Annotated in this window: 9 protein-coding genes; 1 reads left to right on the forward strand and 8 read right to left on the reverse strand. The window is 64.2% G+C overall.

Translation table 11 applies throughout. From position 1 onward, the window contains the following. Positions 1-84: 84 nt before the first annotated feature. The 4 genes from B552_RS0110875 to asd all read right to left on the reverse strand — a co-directional run bounded on the left by B552_RS0110875 (position 85) and on the right by asd (position 6,059). Positions 85-792 carry a phosphoribosylanthranilate isomerase gene (locus B552_RS0110875; RefSeq protein WP_019449049.1) on the reverse strand — a complete coding sequence of 236 codons (708 nt, stop codon included), beginning with the start codon at positions 790-792 and terminating at the stop codon, positions 85-87. Beyond that, a complete protein-coding gene (gene truA / locus B552_RS0110880; protein ID WP_019449050.1) occupies positions 770-1,600 on the reverse strand; it encodes a tRNA pseudouridine(38-40) synthase TruA in 831 nt (276 codons plus the stop codon). Before truA ends, B552_RS0110875 begins: the two co-directional genes overlap by 23 nt. Before the next feature lie 145 nt (positions 1,601-1,745). Beyond that, positions 1,746-4,619, reverse strand: a complete 2,874-nt coding sequence (locus tag B552_RS0110885) for a FimV/HubP family polar landmark protein (RefSeq protein ID WP_026035538.1) — start codon at positions 4,617-4,619, stop codon at positions 1,746-1,748. Between the two features lie 303 nt (positions 4,620-4,922). Continuing rightward, complete coding sequence (gene asd / locus B552_RS0110890; RefSeq protein WP_026035539.1) at positions 4,923-6,059, reverse strand: aspartate-semialdehyde dehydrogenase; 1,137 nt, start codon at positions 6,057-6,059, stop codon at positions 4,923-4,925. A 511-nt stretch (positions 6,060-6,570) separates the two neighbouring features. Between asd and B552_RS27415 the strand changes: the two genes are divergently transcribed. Further along, positions 6,571-7,257: a DUF1120 domain-containing protein gene (locus tag B552_RS27415; RefSeq protein WP_019449053.1), complete on the forward strand. Its 687-nt coding sequence runs from the start codon at positions 6,571-6,573 to the stop codon at positions 7,255-7,257. A gap of 66 nt (positions 7,258-7,323) precedes the next feature. On the opposite strand, the gene leuB is transcribed toward B552_RS27415, so the two are convergent. The 4 genes from leuB to leuC are packed head-to-tail and all read right to left on the reverse strand — an operon-like array spanning position 7,324 to position 10,616. Further along, positions 7,324-8,391, reverse strand: a complete 1,068-nt coding sequence (leuB, locus tag B552_RS0110900) for a 3-isopropylmalate dehydrogenase (protein ID WP_019449054.1) — start codon at positions 8,389-8,391, stop codon at positions 7,324-7,326. Positions 8,392-8,408: 17 nt separating this feature from the next. After that, entirely contained in the window at positions 8,409-9,059 is a 651-nt protein-coding gene (gene leuD, locus B552_RS0110905) for a 3-isopropylmalate dehydratase small subunit (RefSeq protein WP_019449055.1), read from the reverse strand. A gap of 10 nt (positions 9,060-9,069) precedes the next feature. Continuing rightward, positions 9,070-9,201: an entericidin A/B family lipoprotein gene (locus B552_RS0110910; RefSeq protein WP_019449056.1), complete on the reverse strand. Its 132-nt coding sequence runs from the start codon at positions 9,199-9,201 to the stop codon at positions 9,070-9,072. Between the two features lie 5 nt (positions 9,202-9,206). Then, on the reverse strand, positions 9,207-10,616 hold the full coding sequence (gene leuC, locus B552_RS0110915; protein WP_019449057.1) for a 3-isopropylmalate dehydratase large subunit: 1,410 nt from the start codon (positions 10,614-10,616) through the stop codon (positions 9,207-9,209). Between the last annotated feature and the right edge of the window lie 356 nt (positions 10,617-10,972).

The following is a 10,972-nucleotide window of genomic DNA, read 5'->3' on the forward strand; positions in this document are numbered from 1 at the left end:
GTGGCACGTCACGGCCATCGTGGCGTGACGCGCGGGTATCGGGGGTGGCGCAACCGGGGGCCGGGGAAATCCTGCTTGGGAAAATCACCCTGCGGATCGCCCTGCGTCGGCCATGCGAACGGCGCGCACGAATGCGGCAATACGGGCGTGGTCCTTCACACCCTTGGCAGCCTCCACGCCGCTGCTGACATCCACAGCGTAGGGCCGCACGCGTTCAATCGCACCAGCGACGTTTTGCACGTTCAATCCACCACTCAAAACGATGCGAGGAGCGCCGTTTGCGTGCGGACTGGCAGGATTGGGCGTTTGCCATTGAGCAGGAATCAGGGTCCAGTCGAAGACGTGGCCGCCACCGCCATAGCCTTCCACGAAGGCATCGAGCAACAGGCCGGAGGCGTCACGATATTGATCGGCGAATTCTACCAAATCGAGCCCCGGGCGGACACGGGCGGCGCGCATGTATGGCAGCCGGCAACGGCGCGCGATGTCGGAGCACTGCTGCGGCGTCTCGTCACCGTGGAACTGAAGCAGCGTCAACGGCACACGCTCGGCCACATGGGCCACTTCCTCGGCATCGGCATTGACGAACAGGCCGACCACGGACACGAACGGCGGCACCTGCTCGGCAAGCGCCGCGGCATGCGCCACATCCACATGGCGCGGGCTCTTGTCGTAGAAGACCAGGCCAATTGCGTCAGCGCCAGCGTCAACCGCCGCGCGCACGTCCTCGTCGCGCGTCAGGCCGCAGATCTTGATGCGCGTGCGGCACTCAGGCGCCATCATGGCTGTCATCGGTAAAAACTCCGTGGAAGAAACTGGCCGCCGGGTCCGACTTGGGCAGCCGGTACGGCTCAGGATACTTCACGTCGGCCAGGTAGAGGCCGTCTGGCATGAACGTCGGCGCGGCCTTCTGGCGGCTGCGCCCTTCCAGTACCTCAGCCATCCACTCGGCCGGATAGCGGCCCCGCCCCACCGCCACCAGGCAGCCCATCAGGTTACGGACCATGTGGTGCAGGAACGCGCTGGCGCGAAAACGCAGGAACACCCAGCTGCCATCCGCCTTCAACGTCACGTCGTACATCGTCTTGACCGGCGACTTGGCCTGGCATTCGGCAGCACGAAACGCGGAGAAATCGTGCTCGCCGATCAGGCAGGCAGCAGCGCGGCGCATTGCGTCGACGTCCAGGCGCTGGTCCGGCGGCAGCATCAGGTAGCCAGCGCGTCCGTGGATCATCGGCACGCGATGCGGCCCGGTATAGAGCGCGTAGTAATACATGCGCTCGAACGCCAGGAAGCGCGCGTGAAAACTCTCGTCGACCGGCTCGGCCCACTGCAGTGCGATGGACGGCGGCAGAAAGGCATTGACGCCGCGGACCCACGAAAAGCGGTCGCGCGACAGTTCGGTATCGAGGTGGATCACCTGCCCCAGCGCGTGCACGCCGGCATCGGTCCGCCCGGCCACCGTGGTCAACAGGCGCACGCCCGCGAAGCGCTCGATCGCGTCTTCGAGGTGATCCTGCACGGTGTTGCGATGGGGCTGCGACTGCCAGCCGGAAAAGGCCGAGCCGTCGTAATGAAGGCCGATGGCGATGCGGTTCACGGGTAAGAACTGTTTCCTGGTGGCGCAAAAACAAAATGCGCCGGAAGGGACGCTTCCGGCGCATCGCTTCGGGTCGCGGCAGAGACCTGCCGCAAACCCTGCATCATACCGGCCTTTGGAGCGGACTCCTCAGGCCATCAACGGCTCAGGCCACCTCGCGCAGCAGCGATCGGGCCTCGTCCCGGAGGGAGTCCTGCGACTGATCGACCACTTCCTGCAGCAGTTCGCGGGCACCTTCCTTGTCGCCGATCTCGATGTAGGCTCGCGCCAGATCGAGCTTGATCTGCATGTCGCGGCTGCCATCCATCGTGGTGGCCGACAGCGTGCTGGCCGACATGCCGTTCGAATCGCCATGGACACCTTCCGATGTCACGCGCGACAGGTCGATCGGCTCGACGAGCTTGCCGTTCTGGAGCATCGTCGGCGCCGGCAGCGGCAGGGTCGACTCGGCCAGCAACGCATCCTCATCGGTCAGCGACGCGACGGCCGTCTCGTGCTTCTCCGGATTCAGATCCAGCGAAAGGCTCGACATGTCGAACTCGAGCGGTCGCGAGCGCGTCGGCGTGTCGAGTGCCGGCACACCATCCGCCGGCAGGCCGGCGTCATGGCTTTCGTCGAGTACGTCGTCCAGACGTGCCACCGGCTCCGCCAGGTGATCGTTACCGAATACCAGCGAGGCCGACTCCGATGCCACGATGGGTTCACCAGGCGCAGGCGCCGGGAACGCGTCGAGCGGCAACGCCAGGTCCGGCATGGCGGATTCCTTCGGCGGCTTGGCGGGGTTTTGCGTGGGGTCCTGCGTGCGCCACTGGTCGGCCACCGGCGTGGTCGTGTCAGCCTCGGACGACTGGTCCGGGGTGACGGACAGATACAACGCGTTGCTCGGGTCCAGCTTGCGGCCCATTTCAGCGGCCTGTTCCCAGTCCGCGCCGTGTCCGCCAGTCTGGGCGAACATTTCTTCTGCGATCACTCGGAAACCTTCCACATCTTGACGAGTGCTGTAAATCTCCATGAGCTTCAGGCGAATGGCCTGACGCTCAGGGTTCTGCTGCAACGCTTCACGCAGGATTTCCTCTGCCTGCACGTCGCGTCCATAGGCGATGTACACCTCGGCCTCGGCGATCGGATCCACTTCCGTCGCGTCAGGCGAGTTGTTGCCGATGCGGAAGTCCGCGCCGAACACGCTGTGCTGCGACGTGTCGACGCTCTGGCCGCCAGCGGTGCCAAACAGCGAGTGGCCACCGGCCATCACCGTGCTTTCCTGCGACAGAATGCTGTCGCCGAAACCGGTGTTCTCGCTCGACTTCTGCTTCTGGCGGCGGCGATAGTACGCATACCCACCCAGAAGCACAACCATCAGGCCTGCGCCCGGCAGCAGCATCGGGTTGGCGAACAGATTGTCAACGAACGACGGTTCCGGCAACGGCTGTGGCTGCGGCTGAACCATCGGCTTCTTCTTCGCAACGGCAGGCGCGGACGCGGCGGCAGCCGGCGCCGAAGCGGCGGCCTGGGCCTGCGGTGCGGATGCAGCCGCGGCTTGCGGAGCCGACGCATCTGCCGTGGCGGCAGTAGCGGCCGGAGCGGGCTCGGGCGTGGCGGTGCTCGGGGAGGCGGCATCGGCCTTGGCCGGTTCCGCCGGTACAACCGCAGGCGCCGGCGCTGCGGTGGCCGCAGCGGCGGGCTTGCCTGCCGGCGCAGCGCCGGCCGTGGCAGCAGCGGCGGCCGTTGCACCAGCAGCAGCGGCAGCAGCAGGCGCGGCCGCCTTGGCAGTCTGGTTCGCCTGGTTCAGCTTGGCGATCTCCGAGTTCTTCATCTCCATCAGGCGCTGCATGTCGGAGATGTTCTTCTCAAGGTCTGCCACACGCGACTCGGCTTCCTTGAGCTTGCGCTGGCTGGCTACGTCGGCCTCGGCCTGCGCCTGGGCTTTCGCCTGCGCGCCGCGATCAGCCTTGGAAAGCTTCAGCTCGTCGCGCGGACCTGCCGCAGGCACCGTGGTGTCCTGCACGCGGGCAGTGACGTTACCCGATTGCTCGCGGCCCGAGCCCGGCTCCACCGACTTGGCGGCAGCCGCGGCGGCCAGACGGCTGCGGTAGCTGTCGAAGCCCTGCGTGCGGGCCACCACTTCACGGCGGGCTTCGCGCGGGCTCACGGACTGGGCCTGCTGGGTGCTTGGCACCTTCAGCACGGCACCGGACTTGATCCGGTTGATATTGCCGCCGATGAAGGCGTTGGGATTATTCCGATACAGCGCGAGCAGCATCTGGTCGAGCGACACGGATTCCTGACCCTGTGACGCGTCGTTGGCGATGCTGTAGAGCGTGTCGCCGTGCTGGACCGTGTAACTGCCGTTGGCTGCGGCGCTCTCGGTTGCGGCCGGGGCCGGTGCAGGGGCCGCGGCGTGGCGCGGCTGGCGCTGGGCGTGCGTCGGCGCCGAAGCAGCCGGCGCGGGGCGTGCGGCCTCGGGCGCAGCGACCACGGGCGCCGGTGCCGCCACCGGTGCCGGTGCAGCCGCCGGTGACGCATCAGGCGTGGCAGCCTGCACCACCGTGGTCGGCGCGAACGACTGGTTGGACGATTTGGCGCCAGCCGGGTCGAGCAGGAACGTGTAGGCGCGCGTGACCTTGCCGCTTGACCAGGTCATGTCGACAAGGATGTCGACAAACGGCTCGCTGAGCGGCTGGTTCGAGCGGACCATGGCAACGTAGCTGCCGTTCGGCCGCTGCTGCACATCGAGCTTCACGCCCGAAATGGCCGGCAGGTACGTCAGCCCTGCACGCGCATAGGCCGACGACGGAGCAAGCTTGACGGACAGGCTGCCAGCCTCTTCGGCGGACACGCCAGTAATGTCGATTTCAGCCTGGAGCGGCTGCCCCAGATTGGACTGTACCCGTAGTTGTCCAAACCCCGCGGCATACGCGGCAGGCTGAGCAAGCAGCAGGCCGAAAGCCGTGACGGCCAGCGTTGACCAGCGCTGACGGACATTAGGCGCATCTTTCCGGCGATGTAGGTTCACACTCACCTTGTGCTCCATTTATGTTTTTAGTAGCAAAAAGTTAACCCGACCCCAAACGCATGACAGGCGATGTGGCAACCGTCCGGCTATAAAACCGTTCCGAGTGCCTCGCCCTCCCCGTTACCCCGCATCCCTGATGCAGGGTGACGCCGACCCCTTTGGCCTGGCGGCATGCCGGCGTATTGTGACGCAAGCCCGGAGAAAATAGGCACCCACATGCAACAACGCCGCGCTGGGGCGCGGCGTTGTAGGGAAAGCGGCAGATTCTGTTGCCTCGCCGCAACGAAAGCGGCGGGACAATTCCGGGAATCAACCCTCGATCAGAATGCGCAGCATACGACGCAGCGGCTCGGCGGCACCCCAGAGCAACTGGTCGCCGACCGTGAAGGCCGACAGGTACTCGCCACCCATCTGCATCTTGCGCAGACGGCCCACCGGAATCGTCAGCGTGCCCGTCACGGCGGCCGGCGTCAGGTCCTTCATGCTGGCCTCACGCGTATTCGGCACCACGCGGGCCCACTGGTTGTTTTCGGCCAGCATGCCCTCGATCTCGTCGAGCGGTACATCCTTACGCAGCTTGATCGTCAGTGCCTGCGAGTGGCAGCGCATGGCGCCAATCCGCACGCACAGGCCGTCCACGGCGATCGGCGAGGCACCGGTGGCGCCCAGGAAGCCTTCGCCACGACCCAGGATCTTGTTGGTCTCGGCGCCGCCCTTCCATTCTTCGCGCGACACGCCGTTGCCCAGATCCTTGTCGATCCAGGGAATCAGGTTGCCCGCCAGCGGCACGCCGAACTGCTTGGTTTCGTCGGCGGACAGGCCGTGCTGGGTCGACAGGATCTGACGGTCGATCTCCAGGATGGCCGAGGCCGGGTTGTCCAGCAGCGGCTTGACCGCGGCGTTCAGCGTGCCGAACTGCGTCAGCAGCTCGCGCATGTGCTGGGCGCCGCCGCCAGAAGCAGCCTGGTAGGTCATCGAGGTCATCCACTCGACCAGGTCGTACTGGAACAGGCCGCCCAGGCCCATCAGCATGCAGCTGACCGTGCAGTTGCCGCCGATGAAGTTCTTGACGCCCTTCTTCAGTGCATCCTTGATCACGCCCATGTTCACCGGATCGAGCACGATGATCGCGTCGTCCTTCATGCGCAGCGACGATGCCGCATCGATCCAGTAGCCGTTCCAGCCGGCTGCGCGCAGACGCGGGAACACGTCGTTGGTGTAGTCGCCGCCCTGGGCGGTGAGCACCACGTCGCACTTCTTCAGCGCTTCGATGTCGTTCGCATCTTTCAGCGTGGTTTCATTCTTCGCCATGGCCGGGGCCTTGCCGCCGGCGTTGGACGTGCTGAAGAAAACGGGCTCGAAATGGTCGAAATCGCCCTCTTCCTGCATGCGCTGCATCAGGACGCTGCCGACCATTCCCCGCCAACCGACGAGACCTACAATCATGACTTACCTCGGATGTGATGTGAACTTCCCCGCCATTTTCCTCGCCCGGCGTGGCTGCGCGGGGAAGACGGGCAGGCACGACGAACGATCTAGGGGATCGTTTTGGTAATAGTTTTAATCGTCGTTGCGGTAACCGCCAGGCCGAGCGAATCCACGCCGATCGTGCCGCGGATAGCGGTGCGAGCAGCGGATGCAGTCAGGATGGACTGGGAGATTCGGGCCATAGCGGGAGAGTCTACACGAATTTGCGGCAGTGCCGCAGGGGAAATATGGGGTGTTTTCTTGCTTTTTGCGGGGACTTCCCCCTTCTCCGTCACGCGGGAGAGGCTCGGAAACCTGGGAGAAAGGCAACAAATTGCGAAAACGCATCCTCACGCGCCCGCCCGCCCCCAAACAATCGAACTGCCCCGACCCCCTCAGCACCCCCAATTCAGGGAAATACGATTTTCAGAGTCGTTGCTGCGATCCAGAATTCAGTCACGTTTCACGAACCTGACGACGGAGCAACATCATGACAACCCACGCTCTCAAAGCACTGCTTATCACTACGTTGGTCGCAACATCCAGCAGCGCTTTTGCAGCCGAGTCGGCGGACCTGGCGGTCAGGGGCACCATCCGTCCCTCAGCCTGCAACGTTGAACTGTCCGGCGGCGGCCAACTTGACCTTGGGACTATCTCGGCGACCACGCTAAGCGAGACGGCAGGTACCCAGGTTGCCAACAGTTCGATGACCATGACCGTTAGCTGCGATGCCGCAACCAGGTTTGGCATCTCCACCACTGACAATCGTGCGGGTACGGTTGGTGCAACCGCTCTCGCGGCTGCAGGCGCCGCCCATAGCCAAATGATGGGGCTTGGTACCGTGAACGGAACGGCCGTCGGTGGATATACGGTGTTTCTCCTTAACAATGGATTGACCGGCGACGGCAGCTCCATAGCTGGCATCTACTCGCAGAACGGTGGCAGCACTTGGACCGCGAACTTTCGAACTGGCGCCCTCGGCGTATATGCCATGGCTCAACCCGGGATCCGGACACACGGATTCGCGAATGATGGCGAGACCGCGCCTGAGGCATTCAGTACCGTGACTCAACCGATGAGCATCGCTGTCTACGTCAACTCCACCGATACACTCCCCGCACTCACCGGCGGCGTGCCGATTGACGGCTCCCTCACATTCCAGATCCAGTACCTGTAAGACAACGCAGAAGCAAAAGGGGGCGACGGTTTCACGTCGCCCCCTTTTGCTTGCACCGAATCGGCCTTACAGCGCAGCCAGCACCGCCTCACCCATCTCCCTCGTGCCAACCTGCTTGCAGCCCGGCGTCAGGATGTCGCCGGTGCGGTAGCCCTGGGCCAGCACTTTCTTCACGGCGGTTTCGATGCGGTCGGCCTGTTCGGCGCGATTCAGCGAGTAGCGCAGCATCATCGCGGCGGACAGGATAGTGGCCAGCGGATTGGCCACGCCCTTGCCGGCGATATCCGGTGCCGAGCCGTGCGACGGTTCGTACAGGCCCTTGTTGTTGGCATCGAGCGAGGCCGACGGCAGCATGCCGATCGAACCCGTCAGCATCGCGGCCTCGTCGGACAGGATGTCGCCGAACATGTTGCCGGTGACGATCACATCGAAGCTCTTCGGTGCCTTGACCAGCTGCATCGCGGCGTTGTCCACGTACATGTGCGACAGCTCGACGTCCGGGTACTCCTTGCTGACGTCGATCATGATGTCCTTCCAGAACTGGAAGGTCTCCAGCACGTTGGCCTTGTCGACGCTGCACAGCTTCTTGCCGCGCTTGGCCGCTGCCTGGAACGCCACGTGGGCAATGCGGCGGATTTCCGGCTCGCTGTAGCGCATCGTGTCGAAGCCTTCGCGGGCGCCCTTGAACAGGCCGTCCGGCGCTTCGCGCACGCCACGCGGCTGGCCGAAGTAGATATCGCCGTTCAGTTCACGCACGATCAGGATGTCCAGACCGGCCACCAGTTCGGGCTTCAGGCTCGATGCGCCGGTCAACTCCGGATAGCAGATGGCCGGGCGGAAGTTGGCGAACAGCTGCAGATGCTTGCGCAGGCCCAGAATGGCCTGCTCGGGGCGCAGCGGGCGCTCCAGGCTGTCGTACTTCCAGTCGCCCACGGCGCCGAACAGGATGGCATCAGCCTCCTTGGCCAGCTTCAGCGTGTTGTCCGGCAGCGGATGGCCTTCGGCCTCGTAGCCGGCGCCGCCCACGGGCGCGGTTTCCATCTCGAATTTCTCGTCAAGCGCGTTGAGCACCTTGACGGCTTCTGCAACGATCTCGGGGCCGATGCCGTCGCCCGGCAGGACTGCAATTTTCATGTGTCTTCCTAAACGTGTTATCCAACCAGGCGATTCGCCAGCCAGGGCATCTTCGTCAGACGCTCGGCTTCATACGCCTTGATCTTGTCCTTGTGGCGCAGCGTCAGGCCGATATCGTCGAAGCCGTTCAGCATGCAGTACTTGCGGAACGGGGCGATGTCGAACGAATAGCTGTCGCCGCCCGGCGTGACGACTACCTGCTTGTCGAGGTCGATCGTCACCTTGTAGCCCGGGAACGCGTTGGTCTCGTTGAACAGGTGGTCAACCTGCAGATCGGTCAGCACCACCGGCAGCAGGCCGTTCTTGTAGCAGTTGTTGAAGAAGATGTCGGCAAAGCTTGGCGCGATCACGGCGCGGAAGCCGTATTGCGTCAGCGCCCACGGTGCGTGCTCGCGCGAGCTGCCGCAGCCGAAGTTGTTGCGCGCGATCAGGATCGACGCGCCCTGGTAGCGCGGCTGGTTCAGCACGAAATCCGGGTTCAGCGGACGCTTGCTGTTGTCCTGGCCCGGCTGGCCGACGTCCTTGTAGCGCCATTCGTCGAACAGGTTCGGGCCAAAGCCCGTGCGCTTGATCGACTTCAGGAACTGCTTCGGGATGATCGCGTCGGTGTCGACGTTTTCACGATCGAGCGGCGCCACAAGGCCGCTGTGTACGGTGAACTTTTCCATGTGATGTCCCTTACTTCTTCGCGGCGTTCTCAAGGGAACGGCCGGCAGCTTGCGTGTCTTTGCCCAGGCCGGCCATTGTGTTGCAGCCGGCGATTTGCAGCATGCCCAGGCATGCCAGCAGCGTGATCACGAACTTTTTCATGTTGCTCAGCCGAGCTTGCGGATATCGACGAAATGCCCTTCGATCGCGGCTGCGGCAGCCATGGCCGGGCTGACCAGGTGCGTACGGCCACCGGCGCCCTGACGGCCTTCGAAGTTGCGGTTCGACGTCGACGCACAGCGCTCGCCCGCATCCAGACGGTCGGCGTTCATCGCCAGGCACATCGAGCAGCCCGGCTCGCGCCATTCGAAGCCGGCAGCCTTGAATACCTTGTCGAGCCCTTCCTTTTCGGCCTGCGCCTTCACCAGGCCCGAACCCGGCACCACCAGCGCCAGCTTCACGTTCGATGCCACCTTGCGGCCCAGCTTTTGCACCACCCACGCGGCGGCGCGCATGTCCTCGATGCGGCTGTTGGTGCACGATCCGATGAACACCTTGTCGATGTTGATCGATTCCATCGGCATGTTCGGCTGCAGGCCCATGTACTCGAGTGCGCGCTCCATCGCGTTACGCTTGTTCGAGTCCTTTTCCTTCTCGGGATCGGGAACGCGGTCCTCGATGCTGACGACCATCTCGGGCGACGTGCCCCAGGTCACCTGCGGGCGGATTTCCTCGGCACGCAGTTCCACCACCTTGTCGAACTGGGCGCCGGCGTCCGAGTGCAGCGTGCGCCAGTAGGCCACGGCCTGGTCCCATTCCACGCCCTGCGGCGCGTACGGGCGATTCTTCACGTATTCGAGCGTGACATCGTCCACGGCCACCAGGCCGGCACGCGCGCCGGCTTCGATCGCCATGTTGCAGACCGTCATGCGGCCTTCCATCGTCAGGTCGCGGATGGCCGAACCGGCGAATTCCATCGTGTAGCCCGTGCCGCCGGCCGTGCCGATCTTGCCGATGATTGCCAGCACGATGTCCTTGGCGGTGCAGCCGCGCGGCAGCTTGCCTTCCACCTTGATCAGCATGTTCTTGGCCTTCTTGCCGAGCAGCGTCTGCGTGGCCAGCACGTGCTCCACTTCAGACGTGCCAATGCCGTGGGCCAGCGCGCCAAACGCGCCGTGCGTGCTGGTGTGCGAGTCACCGCAGACCACGGTCATGCCCGGCAGCGTGGCGCCCTGCTCCGGCCCGATCACGTGAACGATGCCCTGGCGGTGATCGTTCATCTTGAACTGGGTGATGCCAAAGGCATCGCAGTTCGTGTCGAGCGTGTCGACCTGGAGCTTCGAAACCGGATCGGCGATGCCTTGCGAGCGGTCCGTGGTCGGCACGTTGTGGTCGGACACTGCCAGGTTTGAGCTGATGCGCCACACGGGACGCTCCGCCAGCTTTAGCCCTTCGAACGCCTGCGGGCTGGTCACTTCATGCAGCAGGTGGCGATCGATGTAGAGCAGCGTGGTGCCGTCTTCCTCGACGTGGACGGTGTGGTCATCCCAGAGTTTGTCGTAGAGCGTCTTGGCCATGATGCGGGTGGCAGACCGTCCGTCCGGCCATGTGCGGCAAGAACGGCGCGTATCTGCGCGTTGGTTTGCAGGGGATTTGTTTTCCGGATGCCTTCGCGGGCAAGCAGCTAATTTTGCTGCTTTTCCGGCGGCGCCGGCAATTGCTTGACATCGCAATCGATTATGCCATGTGCACCGGCCGCGAACGGGCCGGACAAACCGCCCGGGCGGCGGTCATTGGCGAAAGGGGGCTTTCGTGGATGGCGAAGGGGGTTGTACCCCCAAGTTTTGCTCCCTTCGCCCACTTGTGGGAGAGGGGTCGGGGGAGAGGGCCTGGCGGCTCAAGATGCGATTTGTTGGCAAGCAGAACTGCCTTG

The sequence above is a fragment of the Cupriavidus sp. BIS7 genome (assembly GCF_000292345.1).
GTDB lineage: Bacteria > Pseudomonadota > Gammaproteobacteria > Burkholderiales > Burkholderiaceae > Cupriavidus.